Annotated in this window: 22 protein-coding genes; 10 read left to right on the plus strand and 12 right to left on the minus strand. The window is 49.2% G+C overall.

From position 1 onward, the window contains the following. Nucleotides 1–18 precede the first annotated feature (18 nt). On the minus strand, nucleotides 19–1596 hold the full coding sequence (gshA, locus tag FTU54_RS05910) for a glutamate--cysteine ligase (RefSeq protein WP_104500927.1): 1578 nt from the start codon (nucleotides 1594–1596) through the stop codon (nucleotides 19–21). A 210-nt stretch (nucleotides 1597–1806) separates the two neighbouring features. Here gshA and FTU54_RS05915 point away from each other — a divergent pair, with 210 nt between their 5' ends. The 5 genes from FTU54_RS05915 (at nucleotide 1807) to FTU54_RS05935 (ending at nucleotide 6984) form a co-directional block, all read left to right on the plus strand. After that, complete coding sequence (locus tag FTU54_RS05915) at nucleotides 1807–2346, plus strand: DUF924 family protein (protein WP_096901505.1); 540 nt, start codon at nucleotides 1807–1809, stop codon at nucleotides 2344–2346. A gap of 45 nt (nucleotides 2347–2391) precedes the next feature. Continuing rightward, on the plus strand, nucleotides 2392–2946 hold the full coding sequence (locus tag FTU54_RS05920) for a hypothetical protein (RefSeq protein ID WP_168400041.1): 555 nt from the start codon (nucleotides 2392–2394) through the stop codon (nucleotides 2944–2946). Nucleotides 2947–2956: 10 nt separating this feature from the next. After that, nucleotides 2957–4261 (plus strand): DUF445 domain-containing protein, encoded by a 1305-nt coding sequence (locus FTU54_RS05925; RefSeq protein ID WP_016658710.1) that lies wholly within the window; start codon nucleotides 2957–2959, stop codon nucleotides 4259–4261. 87 nt (nucleotides 4262–4348) lie between these two features. Then, on the plus strand, nucleotides 4349–5503 hold the full coding sequence (locus FTU54_RS05930) for a methionine aminotransferase (RefSeq protein ID WP_160240837.1): 1155 nt from the start codon (nucleotides 4349–4351) through the stop codon (nucleotides 5501–5503). A 113-nt stretch (nucleotides 5504–5616) separates the two neighbouring features. Beyond that, nucleotides 5617–6984, plus strand: a complete 1368-nt coding sequence (locus FTU54_RS05935; protein ID WP_005180888.1) for an MATE family efflux transporter — start codon at nucleotides 5617–5619, stop codon at nucleotides 6982–6984. Between the two features lie 329 nt (nucleotides 6985–7313). Here FTU54_RS05935 and FTU54_RS05940 read toward each other — a convergent pair whose 3' ends face one another. Further along, nucleotides 7314–8153 carry an SDR family oxidoreductase gene (locus FTU54_RS05940; protein ID WP_168400042.1) on the minus strand — a complete coding sequence of 280 codons (840 nt, stop codon included), beginning with the start codon at nucleotides 8151–8153 and terminating at the stop codon, nucleotides 7314–7316. Between the two features lie 215 nt (nucleotides 8154–8368). On the opposite strand from FTU54_RS05940, the gene FTU54_RS05945 reads away from it, so the two are divergent. The 3 genes from FTU54_RS05945 to phoR all read left to right on the plus strand — a co-directional run bounded on the left by FTU54_RS05945 (nucleotide 8369) and on the right by phoR (nucleotide 11369). Further along, a complete protein-coding gene (locus FTU54_RS05945; RefSeq protein ID WP_168400043.1) occupies nucleotides 8369–9070 on the plus strand; it encodes a TetR/AcrR family transcriptional regulator in 702 nt (233 codons plus the stop codon). A gap of 223 nt (nucleotides 9071–9293) precedes the next feature. Next, nucleotides 9294–10004, plus strand: a complete 711-nt coding sequence (phoB, locus tag FTU54_RS05950) for a phosphate regulon transcriptional regulator PhoB (protein WP_005180894.1) — start codon at nucleotides 9294–9296, stop codon at nucleotides 10002–10004. Nucleotides 10005–10013: 9 nt separating this feature from the next. Then, complete coding sequence (gene phoR / locus FTU54_RS05955) at nucleotides 10014–11369, plus strand: phosphate regulon sensor histidine kinase PhoR (RefSeq protein WP_016658705.1); 1356 nt, start codon at nucleotides 10014–10016, stop codon at nucleotides 11367–11369. Between the two features lie 61 nt (nucleotides 11370–11430). Here the strand turns inward: phoR and asd are convergent, their stop codons facing one another. The 5 genes from asd to FTU54_RS05980 all read right to left on the minus strand — a co-directional run bounded on the left by asd (nucleotide 11431) and on the right by FTU54_RS05980 (nucleotide 16776). Beyond that, a complete protein-coding gene (asd, locus tag FTU54_RS05960) occupies nucleotides 11431–12282 on the minus strand; it encodes an archaetidylserine decarboxylase (RefSeq protein WP_168400044.1) in 852 nt (283 codons plus the stop codon). Then, complete coding sequence (locus tag FTU54_RS05965; RefSeq protein ID WP_180074560.1) at nucleotides 12279–13121, minus strand: sulfurtransferase; 843 nt, start codon at nucleotides 13119–13121, stop codon at nucleotides 12279–12281. The genes asd and FTU54_RS05965 overlap by 4 nt, the downstream gene beginning before the upstream one ends. 169 nt (nucleotides 13122–13290) lie before the next feature. Next, nucleotides 13291–14490, minus strand: coding sequence for a nicotinate phosphoribosyltransferase (gene pncB / locus FTU54_RS05970; RefSeq protein WP_180074555.1), 1200 nt, complete (start codon nucleotides 14488–14490; stop codon nucleotides 13291–13293). A gap of 98 nt (nucleotides 14491–14588) precedes the next feature. Further along, complete coding sequence (locus FTU54_RS05975) at nucleotides 14589–15083, minus strand: ankyrin repeat domain-containing protein (RefSeq protein ID WP_168416886.1); 495 nt, start codon at nucleotides 15081–15083, stop codon at nucleotides 14589–14591. Between the two features lie 172 nt (nucleotides 15084–15255). Further along, nucleotides 15256–16776, minus strand: coding sequence for a catalase (locus FTU54_RS05980; protein WP_180074556.1), 1521 nt, complete (start codon nucleotides 16774–16776; stop codon nucleotides 15256–15258). 226 nt (nucleotides 16777–17002) lie between these two features. On the opposite strand from FTU54_RS05980, the gene dtd reads away from it, so the two are divergent. Then, complete coding sequence (gene dtd, locus FTU54_RS05985) at nucleotides 17003–17443, plus strand: D-aminoacyl-tRNA deacylase (protein WP_035363358.1); 441 nt, start codon at nucleotides 17003–17005, stop codon at nucleotides 17441–17443. Between the two features lie 70 nt (nucleotides 17444–17513). On the opposite strand, the gene FTU54_RS05990 is transcribed toward dtd, so the two are convergent. From FTU54_RS05990 to serB, 3 genes are all read right to left on the minus strand, one after another. Then, nucleotides 17514–17999: a hypothetical protein gene (locus FTU54_RS05990; RefSeq protein ID WP_016658700.1), complete on the minus strand. Its 486-nt coding sequence runs from the start codon at nucleotides 17997–17999 to the stop codon at nucleotides 17514–17516. Between the two features lie 154 nt (nucleotides 18000–18153). Continuing rightward, complete coding sequence (gene aciT / locus FTU54_RS05995; RefSeq protein ID WP_180074557.1) at nucleotides 18154–18489, minus strand: ciprofloxacin tolerance protein AciT; 336 nt, start codon at nucleotides 18487–18489, stop codon at nucleotides 18154–18156. A 401-nt stretch (nucleotides 18490–18890) separates the two neighbouring features. Continuing rightward, nucleotides 18891–20111 (minus strand): phosphoserine phosphatase SerB, encoded by a 1221-nt coding sequence (gene serB / locus FTU54_RS06000; RefSeq protein WP_005180917.1) that lies wholly within the window; start codon nucleotides 20109–20111, stop codon nucleotides 18891–18893. A 77-nt stretch (nucleotides 20112–20188) separates the two neighbouring features. Here serB and FTU54_RS06005 point away from each other — a divergent pair, with 77 nt between their 5' ends. After that, the gene (locus tag FTU54_RS06005) at nucleotides 20189–21442 is read left to right on the plus strand and encodes a hypothetical protein (RefSeq protein WP_005180919.1); all 1254 of its coding nucleotides are present in this window, start codon (nucleotides 20189–20191) and stop codon (nucleotides 21440–21442) included. 63 nt (nucleotides 21443–21505) lie between these two features. On the opposite strand, the gene ppk1 is transcribed toward FTU54_RS06005, so the two are convergent. Beyond that, complete coding sequence (gene ppk1, locus FTU54_RS06010; protein WP_168397399.1) at nucleotides 21506–23569, minus strand: polyphosphate kinase 1; 2064 nt, start codon at nucleotides 23567–23569, stop codon at nucleotides 21506–21508. A gap of 238 nt (nucleotides 23570–23807) precedes the next feature. Then, complete coding sequence (locus FTU54_RS06015) at nucleotides 23808–24737, minus strand: bile acid:sodium symporter family protein (RefSeq protein WP_075175033.1); 930 nt, start codon at nucleotides 24735–24737, stop codon at nucleotides 23808–23810. Between the last annotated feature and the right edge of the window lie 12 nt (nucleotides 24738–24749).

A 24749-nucleotide genomic window follows, 5' to 3' on the forward strand; every position in this document is an offset into this window, starting at 1 on the left:
TCAATCCTCTTTCTATTTTTATCGGTACTGAGTCAGGAACTGCTCAAAACTCAAGGTCTGTTCCTGCTCAAGTTGCTGTTGTTGTTGCAATGATTGCTGGGCCATTTCTTCAAAATAGGCCAGCGTTTCCGGGCTTAATACATGCGCCTGATAGACGTCGGCATGTTGCTGCGCCATATGGCTGCCAAAGTTCCAGGTGCCGCCCTGATGTAAGGTATCCTCAATCACCTGCGCCGATAGAGTCGCATCGACTTCATCAATCCGGCCGAGCATGGTCGCCAGACCCTGACTGTACAACGTGGTGGTATAGGCCTGATCCAGCAGTTCAGCCAAAGGCTGCATGGCCTGAACATGACTACGGCTCCAGTCTTCAATCAGATAGGACTGGCCATCTGCCAAAATGGTGGCATTTGGCGCACGGCCACGATTCACGACTTCGGCCTGATTGCGCTCAATAATGTCCTGTTCATCATCCAATAACGCCGGACTGTCTTTCAGCAGACAGTACAGTGCCAGCACTTCCAGGAAGCCGGCGGTGTGTTCATCAATCCCGATTGGACTATACGGATTGACATCGACCGCGCGTAATTCGACATAGCCAACACCCCGATTGGCCAGCGCCTGCGATGGCGTTTCACCCGCCTGCGGCACCTGTTTTGGACGCACCAGACTGTAGTATTCGTTTTCAATTTGCAGCACGTGATCATTGATCTGGATCGGCTCACCCTGTGCATCATTCAGACCCAAACGGCTAAATGGCTGATACGGGGTTTTGACGGCTTTTTGCAGACCCTCTAAATAACCACTCAGGTTGTTATAGTGAATCCCGAGCTGTTTTTGCGCCGAATTCTGATAGCCAAAACGGCCCATACGCAAGGCGGTAGCATACGGCAGGAACAGCGTGCCGCGTACCAGTGGCAGCAAATGATGTTCACGGCCGGTCATAAAACACTGACACACCGATGGACTGGCACCGACCACCAGCATCACCAGTGGAGTCAGGCGAATAAAATTACGGATTAAACCGAAATAGCGATGGCTGCGATAATCCTGCAGGCTCAGATTTTTGAGTGCCTCATCGCTTTCTTGTTGTTGCAGCGCTTCAAATAAGGCATCCGGGAAAGACAGATTATAATGCACCCCGGAAATGGTCTGCATCCGGCGTCCATAGCGCACCCCCAAACCATGACGGTATAAGGTCTTGAAGCGGCCAATATTGGAGCTGCCATATTGCGCCAGCGGAATGCGTTCTTCGGCATCATCAAGCATACACGGCATTGACAGCGGCCAGAGTTTTTCTTCATGTTCCAGCTGACGGTGCACCACGGCATGAATATCGCTTAAATAATTCAGTGCGCCCGGAATACTGTCCTGCGGCGGAGTAATAAACTCCATTAATGCTTCGGAATAATCGGTGGTGATATGCGGATGAGTCAGTGCCGAACCCAAGCCCTTCGGATGGGCTGCCTGAGAGAGAAATCCATTGCTTTGCATACGCAGGCTTTCACGCTCAATACCGCGCAACATGCCGCGCAGTAGCGAAGAATCCACCCAAGTCGTTAAAGTATCTTGAGAGGTCGATTCGGGTTGACTCATTACAATCTCGCTTATCGCAAAAAACTACTAAAGAAAATCATCGGTTTATATCAGTATAACGCGATTTAGTGCCGGCACATTACATCCTGTATAGTTTTCAAACAAACCCACAACTTTATTTTTGGCAATTTTTTATCACAAAGTTGCTCTATAAGACATGTGAAATTTGTGATTTTATAATCAAAAGAACAGAGGTAAATAATAAAGCGTATGAATTATCAGGATTTTTTAGATTTTTGGTTTTCTCCTGCTGCGGAACCGAACTGGTTTGTCAAAAGCGCAGAGTTTGATGCCGTGCTTGCAGAAAAATTTACCGATGTACTGCAACAAGCGGCACAAGGAGAACTATGGACATGGCGCGAAACACCCGCAGGTCGTTTGGCTGAAATCATTGTTTTAGATCAATTATCACGTAATTTATACCGTAATGACCCGCGTGCCTTTGCCCAAGATGGAATGGCCTTGGTGTTGGCACAAGAAATGATTCACTTAAAATTGGATCAGGACTTAAACCCAACCGAACGTCGTTTTCTATATATGCCGTTTATGCACAGTGAATCCAAACGTATTCACGAAGTCGCATTAACGTTGTTTGAAAGTTTGAATGACCCCACCGTGTTGGGCTATGAACTGAAACATAAAGTGATTATTGACCGTTTTGGACGTTATCCACATCGGAATCAGGTGTTGGGACGTCCTTCGAGTGCAGAAGAACTTGAGTTTTTAACCCAACCCAATAGCAGTTTCTAACTGGCGAGCTTGTCTTGGCTGGTTGATGTGTACAGGAGCTTTCACATGAAATATTCCCTACTCGGTCTTGCCCTTGCCAGCAGTTTGCTGTTTACAGGCTGTGCCACCACACCATCCAAGCCGCTGACCTTTGACCAGCTGGGTCAATATTCGGTGACGCCGCTGAACAGCCAGACCTATCGCATCAGTTTTCAGGCCCGTCCCAACATGAGCTTTGGCACCGCCGAAGAAATTACCCTGGTCAAAGCTGCGCAAACCACGCTGCAACAGGGCCATACCTTCTTTAAAGTGCTGGATGATCCAAGTAACCGCAGCCAGCAGCCACCGCGTCAGGCTGTGGTCTATCCGGCACCGAGCTTTTATCCTTATGGCTATTATCGTCGCCATCCGGCTTTCTGGCCTGACCCATTTTATGACTACCCGCAGGTCATTAATGTTGACCCGATTCAGGTTTCCTATACGATTCAATGTTATAAAGATCAAAAAAGCGCCCCAAGTGATGCCTTTGATGCTCGCCTGATCTTGCAGTCACTGGGTGGAAAATACGGGCTCAGTCCAGGCGGTCAGGTGTTACAGCCACCGGTAGCCACTTCAAACTAGGGAAACATGCATGCAGACAGCGCCAGCACCGACTTCTCCAAACCTGCAACGCAGCAAGCGTTTTGCCACCATGGCCCTGATCACGGCCGTGCTGGCCTGGATCTGTTTAATGGTGCTGGCCAAACTGCTGCCCGACTATATCTGGCTGATTCATATTCTGATGCTGTCGGCTGAAGCTGGCGTGGTCGGCGGGCTGGCTGACTGGTATGCGATTACGGTGCTGTTTCGCAATCCCTTTGGCCGGCTGCCCATTCCCAAGTTTCTGCGGGACCATACCGAAATTATTCCGCGCAACAAAGACCGTATTGCCGAATCGATGGGACGTTTTGTTCAGGAAAATTTCCTGTCGCCGCAAATTGTACAGCGCAGCCTGCACAATACCGATGTATCGCTGGCCGTGGGTAAATGGCTGGCCAATCCGCAGAATAACCAGCAGGTCAGCCAGCTGATTCAACAGACCGTACCGAAGATTTTTGAATTTGTCGGGCAGGAACAGATTGGCCGCTTTATCCAGAACAACAGCGTGCAATGGGTCAAAAATACTGACATTAATTATCTGGCCAGTGAAATGCTGCGCGCAGTGCTGGAAAATGATTTCCATCAGGATGTGCTGCAACGCGGGCTGGATCTGGCGCATGACTGGATGCTGCAACATCCGGAAGAAACCCGCGAGCTGACCCGCACCCTGTTTAAAGAACTGGGCGTGTGGCGTCTGGCCAGAGGTGCCAGCTGGATTGGTATTGATGTACAGCAGCGCACCATCGACTCTTTACTGGAACGGGTCGATTCGATGCTGGCCGATCCCGATCATCCGTGGCGACAAAAAGTGGAAGATATGGCGCATCAGCTGATGCAACAGCTGGCCGATCAGGACAGTGCCGCCAGCCAACGCCTGAACCAGACCAAAAATGCCTTGCTGGACAGTCCGCAAGTGCTGAATTTTATTAGTGGTGCAGTGGTGATTTTGTGTGATGCAATCCGGGCAGATCTGGAAAAACCCGATTCCGGTATTGCGGAAAACCTGCGCGTGGCCATTCAGCAGGTCGGTGAGAACATTATCAGTAACGGCGCCGTACGCCAGTTGCTGAATGACAAAATGAGCGGCATCGCCGTCAATCTCTCTGACCAGTACAGTGAAAAAGTGATCCGTTTTATTAGCGAGCGGATTCATGAATGGGATTCACGCGAGATGATTGGCAAAATTGAAAACGAGGTCGGCGGCGACCTGCATATGATCCGGGTCAATGGCGTGGTGGTGGGGGCCTTTATTGGTCTGGCACTGGGGATTATCCGGGCGCTGGTCGAATTGATTTAATTCAGTTTTTTTCGCTCACCGCTTCAATTGCTGGCGGATGGCGGCTTATCATGCGATGTGCATACACAATAACGGTAGTCAATGGTCATGCTTGAACTTCAATCTAAACTTCCTGCGCTTGGTGTGACCATTTTTAGTGTCATGACCACCCTGGCTCAGCGCCTGAATGCCCTGAATGTGTCACAGGGTTTCCCCGATTTTCCGGCGCCACCAGCCCTGCTGGAGGCCCTGTGTCAGGCGACATTAGAGGGCCAGAACCAGTATCCACCCGGTGATGGACTGTTATTGCTCAGAGAACAGCTGGCTGTGCAAAAGCAGCAACAGACTGGCCGTTCGTTTGATCCTCACACCGAAATCAGTATTACCGCCGGCGCGACCATTGCCATTTTCTGTGCCATTCAGGCGGTGGTGCAGGCCGGGGATGAAGTGATTATTTTTGATCCCAGCTATGACAGTTATGCTCCCACCGTGCAACTGGCTGGCGGGAAAGCTATCCATCTGGCCTTGCAGCCGCCCCATTTTCAGGTCGACTGGAATCAGGTCAAAGATGCCATTCATGATCGTACCCGCATGATCATCGTCAATACCCCGCATAACCCGAGCGGTACGCTGTGGTCAGCCGCGGACTGGCAGACCCTGATTGAGCTGATTCAGGATCGCAATATTGTCGTACTGTCTGATGAAGTCTATGAACATCTGGTCTATGACGGCCAGCAGCATTATTCAGCGCTTGATTTTCCGGCCCTGCACGAGCGCAGTTTTGTGATTGGTTCTTTTGGTAAAACTTTTCATGTCACCGGCTGGAAAACCGGTTATTGCATGGCTTCACCGGCTTTGATGCAGTTGTTCCGGCAGGTTTATCAGTTTGCCAATTTCTGTGGTGTGACCCCGGTGCAAGTCGCGCTGGCACAATTTATGCAACAGCATCCGGAACATATTGCCGAACTGGCCGCGTTCTATCAGGCCAAACGCGACCGCTTTCAGGCCGGTATCCAGCACTCCCGTTTTCAGTGGATTCCCGCGCAAGGCACCTATTTCCAGAATCTGGACTATCGCGCCATCCGCCCGGATTTAAACGATCTGCAGATGTGCCAGTATCTGGCCGAGCAGCACAAGATTGTGGCGATTCCGATTTCTGCTTTTTATCAGACCCCGCCGGATGATTTACGCCTGATTCGGGTCTGTTTTGCCAAAAAAGATGAGACGCTGGATCGGGCCGCAGAGATTTTCTCGGCCTGTTAACATGAGTCAATAAGATCAGCTAAGTTACGCAATTGCTAAGGCTTTTTGCTACAGGCTCATGCTAGGGTAAAGCCATTCATGCACACGATCATAAACCGGTTACAGGATTGCTCATGCCGCAGCATCAACCTTTGGTGAATCAACACAAGCTCTGGAAAACCTTCCTGATTTTCCTGCTGCCGCTGATTGCCACCAATATTCTGCAAAACCTGTCTGGCACCATCAACACCGTCTTTGTTGGCCAGATGATGGGTGTCGATGCCATTGCAGCAGTGGCGGTATTTTTCCCGATTCTGTTCTGTTTGATGGCTTTTGTGATCGGGCTTTCCGCGGGTTCAACCGTGCTGGTTGGCCAAGCCTGGGGCGCGCAGAATATTGAAAAAGTGCGTTGTGTGGTCGGCTCGACCCTGTTTATGACCCTGATTGGCGGTACCATCATTGCAATTTTAGGCGTGATTTTCGCCAAATCCATTCTGCTGGCGCTCGGTACCGATCCGCAGGTGATGCATCTGTCGTTGCCCTATGTGCAATGGATGCTGGCCGGTAGCCCGCTGCTGTTTGTCTATATTATTTACACCTCCATTTTACGCGGCGTGGGCGACAGTATTACCCCCTTAATTGCCTTAGGCATGACCAGCCTGATCGGGCTGTTTATTACCCCGGTGCTGATTGCCGGCTATTTTGGTTTTCCGCGTCTGGGGATTATTGCCCCGGCTATCGCTACCATTATTGGTTATCTGGCGGTGCTGATTTTTCTGGCGGTGTATCTGAACAAGAAAAACCATCCGCTACGACCGGATTGGCAATTGCTGAAAAATATTCGCCATCAACCGATCTTGAGCAAGATTATTTTACGTTTGGGTATTCCGACCGGCATTCAGATGGTGACCACGTCGGTGGCGGGGCTGGTGATTGTCGGGCTGGTCAACCGTTATGGCGCTGAAGCCACAGCGGCCTATGGTGCGGTGAATCAGGTGCTGAACTATATTCAGTTCCCGGCGCTGTCGATTGCCATTGCCGCCTCTATTTTTGGTGCGCAGGCGATTGGGGCTGGCAAGTCCGATTTACTGGCCAAAGTCACCCGTACTGCTTTGGGCATGAACCTGATGATTACCGGGATGCTAGTGGTGCTGGCCTATTTATTCTCGAAATATTTAATGGCGCTGTTTATTACCGACCCGCAGGTGGTCGAGCTGGGCCAGCAGCTGCTGTTTATTGTATTGTGGTCAATTTTGTTCTTTGGGGCCAGTGCCATTTTCGCTTCGATTATGCGCGCCAGCGGGACTGTCACGGTGCCAATGATTATTAATGTGCTGGCAATTTTGCTGATTGAAGTGCCGTGTGCTTATCTGTTCAGTCAGTGGTGGGGATTACAAGGCATCTGGTATGCCTATGCGCTGGCCTTTGTCAGTCTGTGTATTTTACAAGGCCTGTATTATCAGTTTGTCTGGAAGAAAAAGACCATTGAGGTGTTGATTTGAGGGCAGGAGATAGCGCCTGATTAATTTCCTGAATCACCGCTTGCGCTAATTGCGAAGATAATTGAATACCCTGAATCTCAGCGCCAATACGGCCATTAATCGGTTTGACCTGAATATGTTGATAGTCATAGCTCATATTAAATTTCCTTCATTTCTCTTTTGATGTTTTTAAAGGTTTCCACTCGGGATGAGCTGATGATGTCAAAACGGCTTATTCAAATCTGTCAAAAACTTGACAGTTTTATTCTGAATTTCAGATAAATAAAAAATGAAATGTGCTGAACAGCCACAAAAAAGCCCGCTTAACGCAGGCTTCTTTAAAATACAGTTTATTTACGGCCTTTGCCCAGCTGGGTCGCCACCGCCATCACCCGCTGATAGCCACTAGGGACAATCCGCTGAATTAAATCAATGGCTTTGGCATCATTACCAATCAACAAACGGCGTTTATCTTTTAAAACCGCATCCAGAATATCGCGTGCCGCATGCTCTGCCGGATAACGCAATAATTTATTGAAGGAGCGTATCGACTTTTCTGAATTCATGCCCAGACTGCTCAGACTGTCATTCATTTTCGCGGCGTTGGCAATATTGGTCCGAATCCCGCCCGGATGCACACACAGCGCACTCACGCCACAGTTCTGGATATCCAGCTCCTGACGCAGTGATTCGGTATAACCACGTACCGCAAATTTGGTCGCGTTATAGGCCGATTGGGTCGGCTGCGCAGTAATCCCGAACAGGCTGGAAATATTGACAATATGGCCATCACCAGTCTGTTTGATATACGGCAAAAATTCTTTGGTGCCATGCACCACGCCCCAGAAATTAATCCCGACAATCCACTCCAGGTCTTCGTAAGAGGCGCCTTCAACGGTCGATCCTAAGGCCACCCCGGCATTGTTAAAAATCATATTGACTGAGCCATGATCCTGCACGGTCTGTTCAGCCCAGTGTTTCATGGCCGCCCGATTGGCCACATCCACCTGCGCCGTGGTCACTCGTACGTTATAATCACTCAGCAAGGCTTTGGTTTTAGCCAAACCTTCTTCATTAACATCACTTAAAGACAAATGACAGCCCTGCTGGGCCAATAAGACGGCCAGCTGCTGGCCAATGCCTGAACCTGCTCCGGTAATCGCCGCGACTTTATTTTTAAAATTTTTCATTCCGCTTCCTTTTTATGGATAGTCTGGCTGCGTCCCTCAGGCACGGCAGCGCACTTCAATTTCACCACTCAAATATAATTTTGACAATAATCATTGTCAACGCAAAAGCCTGCAGATTTCTGTCTGCTGCGTTCAAATCTGAGTGCCAAACTTCGCACTTAGCGCAAAATCTTGTTAATCTATAGCAATATAGGATGTGAACTGGCCTTTTTACTATGACCGAAGCACAACACCCCGCTCCCCAAAATGCGCAGAATATCCAAAATAAAGAGCGCCAATTTAAAGGATTATCGCTGAGCGAGCGCAAACAGCTACGCCGGGAAAAACTGATCGCAGCCGGCCTGCACGCCTATGGCACACATGGTTTTTTTGCGGTCACGGTGAAGGATATTTGTACCGAGGCCAAACTCACCGAGCGCTATTTCTATGAATCCTTCAAGAAAAGTGAAGACCTGTTCCAGACCATTTTTTTACAGCTGATTGATGCACTGCAACACAATGTGATGCAGGCCATCATGCAGGCCTCGACCAATCCGCAAAAAATGATTGAAGCCGGTTTAACTGCCCTGCTGACTACGCTCAAAGACAACCCGCAGATGGCTCGGATTATTTATATTGATGCCATGCTGGTACAGGAACTGCACAACCAGGCCACCATTCAGGAAAGCATGGCGCGCTTTGACCGCATGATTCAGGCCTTTGTCATGCTAATGATGCCAAACCTGCAGCATTCAGAACGCGAACTGTCATTAATTGCCAGCGGCCTGAACGGTTATGTCACCCAAATTGCCATCCGCTGGGTCATGAGCGGCTTTAAGCAGTCAATGGATGAAGTGCTCAGCGCCTGTAGCGTGGTGTTCATTTCCCTGCTCGAACATTTTTCCGAAGCGGAGCCAGAAAGTGGCAAAAAAGCCTGAATCCCTGTCATCAAACTGCAAGAAAAATTAAATATTTGAATCTTTTATTTAAATTTTTTTAAATGAATTCCGGATTCAGCCCATTCTGTACAAAAAATTGTCACAAAACATTGCGAAAATAGCGCTGTCTGCCCTTTCTGCAATGATACTGTCATAATTAATCTTTGTAATAAGCCTGTCATAAATATAAACGGTTCACCGTTCACTTATAGGGTATTGCGTTGTGAAAGATGACTACATTTTAATTGTCGATGATGAACTTCCAATCCGAGAGATGATCCATACCTCATTGGATATGGCCGGCTTTCATTGCTTACAGGCCGAAGATGCCAAACAGGCGCATCAGATGATCGTCGATCAACGCCCGGCACTGATTTTGCTGGACTGGATGATGCCTGGCGGTGTCAGCGGTGTTGATTTATGTCGTCGTTTAAAACGTGATGAAAACCTGGCGGAAATTCCGGTGATCATGCTGACTGCACGCGGTGAAGAAGACCACAAGGTTCAGGGTCTGGATGCCGGTGCCGACGACTACATGACCAAACCGTTTTCTACCCGTGAGCTGGTATCACGCATCAAAGCCGTACTGCGCCGTGCCAATGCCTTGAATGGTGAAAAAACCATTGATGCCAACGGCCTGATTCTAGATCCGGTCAGCCAGCGCGTCAGCTTTGGCGACAACATTCTGGACATGGGTCCAACCGAATATCGTCTTTTGGCCTTCTTTATGACGCATCCGGAACGTGCCTATACCCGTGCACAACTACTTGACCAGGTCTGGGGTGGCAACGTATATATTGAGGATCGTACCATTGATGTGCATATTCGTCGTTTACGCAAGGTGCTGGAGCCATTTGGCGCAGACCGCTTTGTACAAACGGTTCGTGGCACTGGATACCGTTTCTCAACCCGTGCGGATGTCGCCTTAGGTTAATCGCTTTTTATGTATGAACCATACCCTGTCCCCGAACTGGCCCGTGACCACAAGAATGTCCGTTACAGCAGTTTGTGGACTTTTGCCAAACAAGATCTCCGTTTACTGATCTTTTTTTTAGTAATTGCAGGTTTTATTGGTCTCGGGATCGAACAGTTCTGGATCTGTATTTTTATTGGCTTTCTGGCGTTTTTCGCCACCCAAATGCGCTCCCTCTATCTGGTCAATGACTGGATTGCCAACCGTCCCTATGATGTTCCCCCCAATTTGCATGGCATTTGGGGGGCTTTATTATTTAATGTCTACCGCTCGCAGCGTCAGGAACGTATTGTCCAGGCCGAAATGGTCGGGCTGATTGACCGCGCTCAGTCGTCACTAGTGGCCCTGGCCGAAGCGGTAGTGCTGATTGATGATAACCATCAGATCGAATGGTGGAACCCGGCAGCAGAGCGCCTGCTCGGCATTCAGCCACTGGATCGTGGTCGCAATATTTTAACCATTTTGCGCCAACCGGCATTTATTGAATATTTTCATCATATTGATCAGGCACCAGATGGCTTGAAAATCAAATCGACCGTGCTGGATGAACACTATGTGCAGGTCAAAATGACCCGCTTTGGTGGCGAAAGCCGCCTGCTGGTGGCACATGACATGACCCGGATGCACAATCTGGAACAGATGCGCAAAGACTTTGTCGACAATATCTCGCACGAATTACGCACCCCGCTGACCGTGCTGAGCGGCTATATTGAAACCTTTACCGACCAGGAAGACATGAATCCGCGCTGGAAACGTGCCTTTGAACAGATGCAGTCACAAACCCGGCGTATGAATGCGCTGGTCAATGACCTGCTGCTGCTGTCGCGTCTGGAAAATGAAAAAACTATTGCCAAAAACCAGATTATTGACATGCCAAGTCTGATGAACCAGCTGTTTGATGATGCGCATGCCTACAATATTGATTATGGCCATACCCTGAATCTGGATATCGACAGTCATTGCGACCTGATTGGCTCCGATATGGAACTGGCCAGTGCCTTTAGCAATTTAATTACCAACGCCATCAAATACACCCCGAAAGGCGGCACCATTACCATTGGCTGGCATGATGATGGCGAGCATGGCTATTTTAGCGTGCAGGACACCGGCATCGGCATTGATCCGAAACACCTGCCGCGTCTAACCGAACGTTTTTATCGGGTAGATAGCGCGCGTAGCCGTCAGACCGGCGGTACCGGTTTAGGGCTGGCCATCGTCAAGCATGTGCTAATGCAGCACAATGCCCATTTAGAAGTGGAGTCCAAAGAAAATAGCGGCTCGACCTTTAAGGCTGTCTTTCCCAAAGAACGGCTGTATAGCCTTTAAACCGAATACCCATAAAAATGCCCGGATTAATCCGGGCATTTTTCATTTCAATACAAACAGCTTAGAGGCGATGACCCATGGCTTTGCCCATTTCCACCAGAGAATTGGCCTGATACTGCGCATCCCACTGCATTTTATCCTGTTCAAATAAAATCACTGCGGTAGAACCGAGATAGAAACGGCCTAATTCGGCGCCTTTTTCCAGGAACAGGTCATGCTGGTTCAGCTCCAAACGGCCCGATGGTTTGACCTTGCCGGTGGCAACCGTTTCAATACCGGCCACAATCATGGCACCCACCAGCACCACCGCCATCCGGCCCATCTCGGTATTAAACAGGCAGACCATGCGTTCATTACGGGCAAACAGTCCCGGAATATGTTCTGCCGTGGTCTGGTTCACTGAAAACAGCTCGCCCGGCACATACAGGGTTTCGGTTAAGGTACCGGCAAATGGCATATGCACCCGGTGATAATCCCGCGGTGATAAATACACAGTGGCAAACTGGCCATTTTTAAACGGCTCGGCCAGCTGTGGATCGGCAATCAGGTTTTCAACCGTAAAGTTCTGGCCTTTGGCCTGAAAAATTGCACCATCTTCAATTTTACCCAGCTGGGAAATCGCGCCATCAGCCGGAGAAACAATGCTGTTCGGATCGGCATCGACCACACGCACCCCATCTTTTAAGGCACGGGTAAAGAATTCATTAAAGGATTTGAATTTCAGGGCATTGCCTTGCTCGGCAATCGACATATCAATTCCGTACTGCATTTTAAATGCCTGAATTACTGCGTTTTTCACCATCGGGTGTTCACTGGCAGCAATTTTACCCACCACACGAGACAACTGGTGCTGGGGTACCACGCGCTGGGCCTGAATAAATAATTGTTTTTTTAAACGAGATGTGAGGCTCAAGACGGCAACTCTCCGGTAATGATAGGACTGTCGAGGCGATTGCCCCATTCACTCCACGCACCTGCATACGCCCGGATTGGCCAACCCAGTAAACGGCCCAGAATATAGGCCAGACCGGAACGATGATGAGACTGGCAGTACACCACCACCGGTTGGCTTAAATCAAAGCCAAGTTGTTCCAGACGTTGCTGCGTGCGTTCTAGCGGATGCAATTTTAAATGATTTTCGCGGTCAAGGGCAGTACTCCACTCGAAATGTCGGGCGCCCGGCATGTGACCGCCGCGTCGCGCCGCCAGTCGCTGTCCGCTATATTCTTCTGCAGTGCGGCAATCCCAGAGTTGCAGTTCAGCACTTTGTACCTGCTCTAATAACGCATCATATTGAATTTGATACTGATCATTCAGCTGTACCGGCACCAAATGCTCAACCGGCGCAAAGCTCGGCAGCTCCGACGAGGTCGGCAGACCGGCCGCCAGCCAGGCATGAATCCCGCCATTGAGCAGGCTAGTGTTTTCAAAACCTAAACAATGTAAATTCCACAGCAAACGCCCGGCCCAGGCTCCGCCTTCATCGTCATAGGCCACCACATGATGCTCAGGGGAAATATTTAAATAGCGGATCAGTTCTTCCAGGCCGTCCTGCTCCGGCAATAAACCCGAAGCATACTCTTCCTGACGCAGCAATAGTTTTGGCTTTACATGTAGCGCATGTGGAATATGCAGCTGTTCATAGACCGAGTTGCGGCTTAAATCGACAATACGTAATTTTTCACTGCCTAAATAGGGCACCAGGTCTTCGGCTTCAATCAACAGACCGAAATTGATCGCGGCATCATTCATCGTGGTTGTATGTTTTATCACTATCCTTGTCCCTGATGTTAGCACAAGTCATTTTTAGGATTATCCTGAATTTCTGCATTCCTTGCGCAGAAACATGGATAGAGGTCAACCCGCCAGCAGGGAGAGGACGAGGTCCAGCCTTTGCACTGGACCTGGCCTGTATTTTTGCTTATTCCTGAATATCAAACACCTGACGCAAATAAGCGAGGAAGGTGTCGTTGTCGGTCATGGTTTTGCCCGGACTGTCGGAAATTTTGGCCACCGACTGACGGTTACATTCCACCAGCTTTAACACAATATTCAGCGGAGTTTGTCCCATATCATTGGTTAGGTTGGTGCCAATCCCGAAACTGACCTGAAAGCGGTCTTTAAAGTAGTTGTGTAGCGCCCAGGCTTTTTCCAGGGTCAGGCCATCACTAAAGGTCAGCATCTTGGTTTTACTGTCAATTTTCAGCTTTTTATAATGGGCATAGGCTTTGTCGCCCCAGCTATACGGATCGCCACTGTCATGGCGCAGGCCATCAAACAGTTTGGCAAAATACAGGTCAAAATCACGCAGAAAGGCATCCATCCCGACCACATCGGTCAGGGCAATCCCCAAGTCACCCCGATATTCCTGTACCCAGGTTTCCAGTGCCGCTTTCTGGAAGTCGCGTAAACGCACATCCAGCGCCTGAAAGGCCTGTAAAAATTCATGCGCCATGGTGCCAATGGGAGTAATGCCAAGCTGTTTGGCCAGCAGCACATTGCTGGTGCCGCGGAATACACCCGGCGCGGCGGCATTAATCTGCTGCACCACATGCTTTTGCCAGGCAAAGCTGTAACGGCGGCGTGTACCAAAATCCGAAACCAGAAATGGCGGATCTTCCGGATTCTGCTCGGCGGCATATTGCTGCACCAAGGCCACTTTGGCCTGTAGACGGCGTTCACCTTTGGCCAGCACCTCGTCACTGCGAATACGGCTGAAATACAGCTCATTGACAATGGCCAGCACAAAAATCTCGAACATCATGGCCTGAACCATCGGGCCTTCTACCACAATATCCAGACGCCCTTCACTGTCGATGCCGGCACGGATAAAACGGCGCTTGAGCTGGAACAGTTCCAGATAATCGACAAAGTCGCTTTTGATAAACCGTAAACTGCGCAAATATTGCAGTTCATCTTCGCTAAATTTCAGGCGGCACAAATGATCCAGCTGTGCATTTAAATCATCCAGAATATCCGCCAGTGGATAGACCGTATCTTCCAGATTACGGCAGCGGAAATGATAGACACTGTGGGTTTGCGGGAATTTATGTAAGACCACCTGTAGCATGGTAAATTTGTACAAGTCGGTATCAAGCAAAGAGTGGATGATTGGTGCCATAAGAGTTCGTTTTTGCTGTACTCCTTGCATTAAAGCATAATTTTTACAGCGATATTTAACCTTTTGTATCGACCATTGGGTAAGAACCTGGCGCTCGGCTAGTCCTCACTCAGCTTCTGAAATTGCTGCTGTTGACCAAATACCCGGGCAAATTCTTCGGCAGTCAGCTGGCCGGTCTGGGCCGCGTGAGCATCACAATCGACCTGACGTAACTGCCGGGCAATGCCCCACTCGGCTTTTACAATGGCTGCCATTAGCGCGGTATGACCTTTCTGATCACGTGCACAGCGGTCGGCGCCATAGGTCAATAAGGTGCTGACAATCGGCTGATGACCATAATACGTCGCCATCATTAATGGCGTAAAACCGGCCGGATTACGGACATCGACCGGAAAACCGTGCTGTAAAAATTCCTGAATCACGTCATGCTGGCCACTGCGGGCGGCCGCAAAAAACAGATCAATCAGCTCTTGTGCGGCAGATGGTGCTACGGTTTGGCTTGTGGCAGAGAATGAATCCGCTTGTGCCCAGGCCGGTGCTGTGCCTAATCCCAGGCTGAACAGTCCAGCACAGAGCATGGTGAAAATACGCATCTTGCTGCTCCTGTCTGAATCGGCAAAATAAAGAGGTGCCTGTAAAACTCCCCCAGGGTGCAGGAAAGGGATGCGAGTTTTACAGGACTTTCAAGAGGTGACGTCGAGCGCACCCGTCACCAGTACGGTCTAACGCTGTGCAGCTCCTTCTATAACAGCGCTAGAAAAAAGTTTAATCCTGCAACTTGGCCGCCTTGGCTTTGACTGTGGCCAGATTGCCTTTGACCGCCGCGGTGAGGCGGGTGCCGTAATCGGCATCGGCCTTGTAGAAATAAGACAGCATGATGTGCTTGGTTTCAGCATCTTTTACCGCGCCCAAATCTACCGCCAGGTTACGGATCAGGTCTTTTTTCTCTACAGTAGAATAAGAACGGTATAAATCACCGGCCTGTTTAAACGGCTGCTGTTTCTGAATGGCCTGTTGCAGCACTGTACCTGCAAGTGGCGTAGCCACCGCACGTGCCACTGCTGCGGCCGGTTTTGGCTGTTTCAGGCTTGGTTCATAATTCACCTCAGAATCCCGTTCTGAGATGTTCATAAAGCCTTCCTGACTGTTGTTATTGACCTGCACCCGTGGACGATTGACCGGAATCTGCTGATGATTGACCCCTAAACGGTACAGCTGTGTATCTGAATAGGAGAAAATACGGCCTTGCAGCAAACGGTCTTCGGAGGGCTCAATTCCCGGAATCAGGTTGCCCGGTGCAAAGGCCGACTGTTCGGTTTCATTAAAGAAGTTTTTCGGCATCCGGTTTAAAGTTAATGTGCCGACTTTGGTTTCCGGAATTAACTCGTTTGGCCAGATTTTGGTGGCATCCAGCGGGTTAAAGTCAAAATTGTTCAGATCTTTCGGATCGAGGACCTGAATATATAAATCCCATTTCGGATAGTTGCCGGCATAAATATTGTTATACAGATCATTGGTCAGGTGGTTAAAGTCCTTGCCCTGCATGTCACGGGTCTGCTCCAGATTCATGCCCTTTACGCCCTGCTGGGTACGGAAGTTAAACTTCACATATTTATATTCGCCTTTGGCGTTATACAGCTTGAAGGCATGTACCCCAAAACCATCTAAATGCCGGTAACTCAGCGGTGTTCCTAGGTTGGAATAGACATAAGTCAGCATATTTACCGACCACGGCTGGCTTTGTAAAAAGTCAAAAATCCGGTTCGGGTCCTGCACATTGGTCACCGGACTTGGCTTCATGGCATGAATGAAATCTGGAAACTTCATCGCATCACGAATAAAGAACACCGGCAGATTGTTGCCGACCAAATCCCAGTTGCCTTGCTCTGTATAAAATTTCAGACCAAAACCATGCGGGTCACGCAGGGTTTCCGGCGAACCTTTGGGATGAATGACCGTAGAAAAACGCAGGAACACCGGTGTTTTGGTACCGGCTTTAAACAGTGAGGCCACGGTTAGGTCAGATAAATCTTTGGTCGCCACAAATTCGCCATAAGCGCCCGTGCCACGGGCATGTACCACCCGCTCAGGAATACGCTCCCGCCCAAAACGCTGCAGTTTCTGCACCAGTTGTACATCTTGCAGTAACACGGCACCGTTTTCACCGGCAGTGATCGAGTTCTGGTTATCGCCTACGGCTGCGCCATTGTCTTTGGTGAGTACTGCTGCTTGTGTGCTCAATGTCATGGTTGCCAGCATCGCAACCCATAATGAATGTTTCACCATTCCATCACCTCTTGTTTATGCTTTCCCTTTCCTGCAGGCAAAAAATAGCAATCATGACAAAATTGTGAAAACGGAATATTTTTATAACCAGAATCGTTTTATTAGATAAAACATCAATCCCATATTGGTTTTAAGAGATTAAATCAACAAAAAGCCGACGTTCTCTGTTTTGGATCGCAATTTGCTACAATCTCTCCCCATCAACACAGTCAGACAGTTCATTCGTATGCGCGCATTATTACAACGGGTTCTTGAAGCCAAAGTGGTGGTAGAGGGAGAAGTCACCGGCCAGATCCAGCACGGTATTCTGGTTTTTTTAGGTTTGGGCAAAGACGATAATCTGGACAAAGGCAAAAAGCTGATTGATAAAATCCTGAAATATCGCTTTTTTGATGATGAACAGGGCAAGATGGGCTGGAATGTCAGCCAGGCCGGCGGCGGTATTTTACTGGTATCGCAGTTTACCCTGATGGCCCAGACCCAGAAAGGTTTACGCCCTGACTTTGGCCCGGCGATGCCCCCCGCGCAAGCCAAAGAACTGTATGATCAGCTGGTGGACTATGCCAAAAGCCAGTTTGCACAGGTAGAAACCGGTATTTTTGCCGCCGATATGAAAGTGCATCTGGTCAATGACGGGCCGGTGACCTTTCAGCTGGAAATTGAATAAGTCTCTACCGGGTGCATAAAAAAAGGTCTTCCACTGGAAGACCTTTTTCTTGGGCGTTTCGACGCAGCAATCAGATTGATTTGCCGGTTTTCTGTTTAATAAACTGACGCGCCATTTTAATTTTTTCTTTGACCGGTTTTGGCAGCTTTGGTGGCACCAGTTTCGCCACCTGGTTAAACCAGACCAGCAGACCAAAATCACCTTCCATTTTAATGGTGCCATTTTGCATGCCGGTCATAAAGGCAGTCGGATCGCCTTTCATTAGGGTTTTCACGCCCTGCTCGCTATCGGCAAACTGCAAAATAAAATCGGCTTTTTCAGCATCACCCGACACGGTATCAATGTCGCCATTATTGACAATAATCTGACGGGCAAAACCGGTATCGGTACCAATTTGGATGCGGAACTGACGCTCATGAACCAACTCAATAAATTTAGGGCTGGTACGGGCAAGCTGCTTCATACGCAAAGCCAAACCTGTCACGAGTAAATCAAGCGGATCCGTGCTGACATCAACCAGAGGGAGTTTCACGACAGGAATTGAGGAAAGTTTCATGACGTCCGGGCCTATTGTAATTGTTGGGTTAGATTGCTTTTCATCCTACCATAAACAGCTGATTTTTCAGCAAGGCTTTGTATAACAATCATTATCGAAAGTAAAAAAAAATGTACATGACTGTACATTTTTTGGACGTTTTATCTGTATAGACTTAACGGCTGGAATACTGCTGCTGGTCATCTTCATACACTGGGGTATGTTCGATATAACGTCTTTTGGCCAATGCACGCTCTGCACGACGGTCTTCGCGTAGCAGAAGCAATGTCACAACAATCATCGCCAGGGTTAATGCAGACAGATAGCTGTAGGTCACAGGCAGTTCAAAAACAATTTGTACGCTAAAACGGACCGTTTCTAAAATGCCCCAAAATGCCATACCGGCCAACATGAAGCTTAACCAACGACGATAAGGCGAAAAGAAAACAGCAATCAAAGCAGCCGCTACCAAGCTCAAGCCGACTATAGTTGCTAAATTCGCTGTTAACATAAAAACCTCCGTCCAAAAATGGATGTGGATCTTGTCGAGTCCCCATGCCATCTTCAATACTTGTAAATGAATGGCAAGGCCAATTTCAAATCTATGGAAGCATTATGAGTAGTTTTCTGGATAAAAAAAGACTTAAATTTTGACCACGCGACACACATTGTCGCAATATTATATTGTCATTACACTTTTTTAATTTTAAAGATTTCTGAAGATAAGGCTACTCCTTCTTTCGCGTGTCATTACAAAAAAACAACCTGCAAAACTGCCCTGAAAAATATTTTTTTCGATGTTTTTAAAGCAGATTTCGATTCAGTCAAAAAATGAACATTTGCCCTTGTTCACTGATTTTGCATAAAAAAAGCGCAGCCCTTATGCTGCGCTTGATTCAACCTGTGATGTGCTTAAGCCCGGTTCAGGTCTTTATCATGGACACCTAATAGATACAAAACACCATCCAAGCCAACGCTGGAAATCGCCTGATTGGCATTTTCACGTACCAGCGGTTTGGCACGGAAAGCAACCCCCAGACCGGCAATGGATAGCATTGGCAGGTCATTGGCACCATCACCTACCGCAATGGCCTGCTCCAGAGAAATACCCATTTTCTCGGCCAGTTCACGCAGCAACAGGGCTTTACGCGCACCATCCACAATATGGCCTTTCACTTCCCCGGTTACCACGCCATGCTCGACATCCAGAATATTGGCATGTACTTCATCAATCCCCAGCTTGTCCTGCAGATATTCGGCAAAGTACTGGAATCCGCCCGATAGAATCGCAGTGCGATAGCCCAGGGCTTTTAAGGTCGAAATCAGACGCTCGGCGCCTTCAGTCACGGTTAAACGCTCGGCGATTTTTGGCAGAACCGACGCATCCAGACCTTTTAGCAAGGCCACACGGGCACGGAAACTTTGCTGGAAATCCAGCTCGCCCTGCATGGCACGCTCGGTAATTTCAGCCACTTGTGCACCGACACCGGCTTCAATCGCCAGTTCGTCAATCACTTCCTGCTCAATTAAGGTTGAGTCCATGTCAAAGCAGACCAAACGACGGTTACGGCGATAAGCATTGTCTTCCTGTACCGCGACATCGACGCTTAGCGCGTTGGACAGGCTTAAACAGGCGGCACGCATGGCTGCGGCATCGAGCATCTGACCGCTTAAACCAAACTGCACACAGGCACGTTTTGGCCCCTGGCTGGAACCATCTGCTGCCGGACGGCCAGACAGACGGGTCACGGTCTCAATATTGAAACCCTGGCTGGATACAATTTGTGTTACTGCCTGCAGATGAGAGGCATTGAGTTCTGGCGCCAAAGCCGTCACGATGTAACGAGTACGGCCACCTTCATTGACCCATTGTTCATACTCTGTTGCAGAGATCGGTTTAAAGCGCACAGTTAAGCCAATATCATGTGCTAAAATCAGGATCTCTTTCATGGCTAATGCGGTAGCCGTCTGGTCATCTGATGAGACGACAATACCTAAAGTCAACTGGTTATGAATGACCGCCTGACCGACATCTAAGATTTGTAAGGAATGAGCGGACAGAACCTGCATTAATCGAGTAAACTGATTCGGTTGGTCAGGTCCTAAAAATGATATAAGAATGATTTCTCGCATGAATTGACTCGGGTCTGAGCTACAACTATTGTTAGAATCATAATCGAAATTAAGTAGAATTACTTTGGAAGTTTACGTTGAATGCGCCTAGACAAGGGCTATTTGCTAGCCTACTGACCATAAGTTTTGCCTTGCATACCTTTTTACTGGTACTGGCAACGACTCACCAGCTCAATGAAAATCGGGCCAGTCAAGGCCAGCTGATCACCAGCCAGCTGGTCACAGACAGCCTGTCCGAGCTGGAACCGGCCAATACCGTTTCACTGGCGCTTCTGGCCGATCGTTATGCCACCAACCCGAGTATTGCCTCAATTCGCATTCTGAATACCAACAATCAGGTGCTGGCCACCGGTGGCCTGGCCAAAACCCGTCAGGGTGAAGTCTTTGTACGCGATGCGCTGCAAAACGAAAAGAAAGTCGGCACCATTGAAGTGACCCTGGTCAAACCAAGTATTGGCGAAATTCTGCGTACCCAGTGGATGGCGATTCTCAGTTCGCTGTTTATTCATGCCCTGCTGTGGCTGGCCTATCGTGCGATTGCCCGTCCAAGCCGTTCAGAATATCTGGCGCGTATCAACAATGAATCGCGTCTGAAACACGAAATCCAGAATCTGACCCAGGCACTGGAGCAGGAAAAACACAATACCGCATTGGCGATTGCACAGGCGCAGCAACAGGCCAAAGCCGCACCAAAACTGAAAGAAAACAAACCGGCCCCGGTTGATCAGCATACAATTTCGTTAAACATCCAGTTCTATGATCCGAAACAGTTGATGGATACGGTCAACAAAACCGTTTCGGTGCCGTATTTTAATCTATGCCAGATTTTCCTGAACAAGAGCATCGAGCTGTGTGTGCAGCACTATAAACTTAGCCAGCAGGATATCACCACGGTACAACCATTCCATGAAGATGGCGCCACCTTAAGCATGTCGGCCGATAAACCGAATGCGGCACCGTGTCTGGCGATGATTGGCACCGTGTTCCAGCTGCTGTCTGAAGTGCTGTATAAACGCTACCGTGAAGAAAAACGCTTTGTGCTGCAAACCCGCAGTGCACTGTCCAGCCCGGTCGATGCCATGCAGCTGTCTTCGGTGCAGGCGGCAGAACGCTTGGTCAGCCAGCTGTCAGCTAAGGAAAATGCGGTGCATTTACCGCATGAATTACTGAAAACCCTGTCCGATCATTATGAACTGGTCAGTATGCCAAACCCGACCAATGTGCTGACCCGGCATGCCTATATGGTCAATGGCATGGACAGTGAAGCGGCCGAACTGGCCCAGCAGTTAAGAACTGAAATTTTACGTGGCAAGCACTCTAAAGCGTCTTAAGACGCAGCAGCCGCTGTCGTCTGATCAAAATCCTGACCCGTGTCAGGATTTTTTGATAGAGGCTTAGAGTTTGAGGAGCTTTTTTTGCAGTAAATAGGCCTGTGCACTGTGCAGGGGCTGTTCCGGTTCCGGCTGCACTTTCTGCCAGTGGCCATCGGACTGCAATTCCCAGGCATTCTGGTTGTCATTTAAATAGCTGCGTAAACCATCTTCGACAATACATTTCTTGATCTTGCTGTCCAGAATCGGGAAACAGGTTTCAACCCGTGAGAACAGGTTACGTCCCATCCAGTCAGCGCTGGCACAGAACAGTTTTTTCTCGCCGCCATGTTCAAAATAATAGACGCGGGTATGTTCCAGGAAACGACCGACAATCGAACGCACCCGGATATTGTCTGACATGCCCGGCACTTGGGGAATCAGGCAGCAAATCGAACGGATAATCAGATCAACCCGCACCCCGGCCTGCGAGGCACGGTATAGCGCCGCAATCAGTTGTGGCTCGGTCAGGGCATTGACTTTAATCATGATCTGCGCGGCTTTGCCGGCCTGGGCAAATTCAATTTCCTGTTCAATCAGTTTCAGCAGTTCAGTGTGCAGGGTGAACGGCGCATGCAGCAGGTTTTTCAGTTTGGCCATTTTGCCCATGCCGGTCAGTTCCTGGAACATGCGGTGCACATCTTCACAGATATCCGGCTGGGTGGTCATCAGGCCGTAGTCGGTGTACATGCGCGCATTGCCGGCATGGTAGTTACCGGTGCCCAAGTGCACATAACGCACCAGCTGGTCCTGCTCGCGGCGTACCACCAGAATCATTTTGGCATGGGTTTTATAGCCGACAATGCCATACACCACTACCGCACCGGCTTCCTGCAGCACGTTGGCAACCATGATATTGGATTCTTCGTCGAAGCGGGCACGCAGTTCAATGACCGCAGTGACTTCCTTGCCATTACGCGCCGCTTCAGCCAGTACCTGCACAATTTCCGAGTCCGGACCACTGCGATACAGGGTCTGTTTAATTGCCAGCACATGCGGATCTTTGGCCGCTTCTTTGAGCAGGCTGATCACCGGCTGAAAAGAATCAAACGGATGATGCAGCAATACATCCTGCTTTTTCAGCACCTCAAAAATTGGTTTCTGCTTGCGAAATACCGGCGGAATCACCGGACTAAAAATCGGATATTTCAGTTCCGGACGGTCAAAACTGGTGGTGAGACGCGACAGGTTAATCGGGCCACTGGTCTGATACAGCTGCTGCTGATCCAGATCAAACTCATCTAGCAAGTAGTCAATAATACTCTGCGGGCAGTCATCTTCAATTTCCAGACGCACCGCACGGCCGAAACGGCGTGATGACAGCTCATCTTTTAAGGCCACCGCCAGATCATCGACATCTTCCGACAGAATCAGGTCGGCATTTCGGGTCACACGAAAAGCATAGCAGCCGGTGGCTTTCATGCCCGGGAACAGGTCATTGATATGCTGCTGGATAATTGCCGTCAGGAAAATCTGTTCCTCCCCTTCCCCGGCCACTTCAGGCGGCAAGGCAATTAAGCGCGGCAAGGAACGTGGGGCTGGCACAATCGCCATTTCAATTTCACGGCCAAAGGCATCCTTACCTTCCAGACTGACAATAAAGTTCAGGCTTTTATTGACCAGTCGCGGAAACGGATGTGATGGGTCCAGACTGATTGGGGTCAGTACCGGCTGGACCTGTTTGGCAAAATACTGGGCAATCCAGGGTTTATGCTTGTCCTGAATTTGCGGATATTGAATAAAACGAATCCCGGCCTGCTGCAACTGCGGCAGAATGTCCTGATTTAAGGTGCGATATTGCAGCTCGACCGCCGCATGAATTTCTTCAGATAACTGTGCCAGCACCAGTTCGGTCGGAATTGCATCCGGGGTGCGGGTCAGAGCATTTAAATCCAGCTGTTTCATTAAACCCGCCACGCGGATTTCAAAAAACTCATCCAGATTTCGGGAAAAAATAATCAGAAAGTTTAAGCGTTCCAGCAGCGGCAGACGCTCATCCAGCGCTTGGGCCAATACCCGTTGATGGAACTCGAATAATGCCAGTTCCCGATTGAAATAGGTCATGGATGAATGCTGAAAATCGCTCATATCTCACTCTATGCTGTCTTACAACAGTCTGTTTGTGCCGCCTCTGTGAGGGCATCTTAGAAATTGAATATGACAGTTGTGTTACAAAAATGACCAAATGATGAAAATTAGCCCAAATTTGTTCAAAATAAAAATCTGTTTTTTATCATTTTTTTGTTTTTTTATCTAAGTAAAAAGACAGCATATTCAATATACTAAGGCATCCTTGCCTTGATGACAGCCGGATGACAGCTGTCCTTTATTGGCGCTGCCGGCTGGCCCAATAGGTGGCCAGTGCCGGTCCAGAAATATTGTGCCATAAACTGAAGATGGCGCTCGGCACGGCGGTCACCGGAGACGCGGCAAAATGCACCGCCGCCAAGGCCACGCCCAAGCCAGAATTCTGCATTCCGACTTCAATCGACACCGCTTTACTGTCGGCATAGGGCAATTTAAATAAACGCGCTGCCCAGAAACCAAGTAAATAGCCCAGGCCATTGTGCAGCATCACCACCGCTAAAATCAGCAAGCCGCTTTCCAGAATCTGTGCCCGGCTGCCGGCAATAATTGCCGCGACAATGGCAACAATCGCCACCACCGAAACCAGCGGCATCAGGGTAATGGAACGCTCCACCTGGGTTTTAAACAGCGCGCGCAGCAGCAGGCCCAGTACAATCGGGAACAGTACCACCTGTAAAATCGAGCTCAGCATGGACCAGGCATCAATTTTAATCCACTGGCTGGCCAGCACAAAGAAAATTGCTGGGGTCAGCAGCGGCGCCAGCAAGGTCGACACCGAAGTACAGGCCACCGATAAGGCGGTATTGCCTTTGGCCATATAGGTAATTACATTGGAAGCCGTACCACCCGGACAGCAGCCAACCAGAATCACCCCAATGGCAATTTCAGCCGGTAACCGGAACAAGGCACATAACAGATAGGCCAACAGCGGCATCACCATAAACTGCGCAGCCACGCCAATCGCGACCGCTTTCGGGCTTTGCAGCACGCCTTTAAAATCCTGCAGCGACATGGTCATGCCCATACCAAACATGATGATACCAAGCATCCAGGTGATATAGGCTTTTAACCAGACAAAAGCCTCTGGCTGATACATGGCAATCACTGCAAACAGCAGCACCCACAGGGCAAAAGTTTTCTGTACAAACTGGCTAAAACCTAACACCATAGACCTCGGCAC

The sequence above is a fragment of the Acinetobacter sp. YH12116 genome (assembly GCF_013418895.1).
Lineage (GTDB): Bacteria > Pseudomonadota > Gammaproteobacteria > Pseudomonadales > Moraxellaceae > Acinetobacter > Acinetobacter indicus.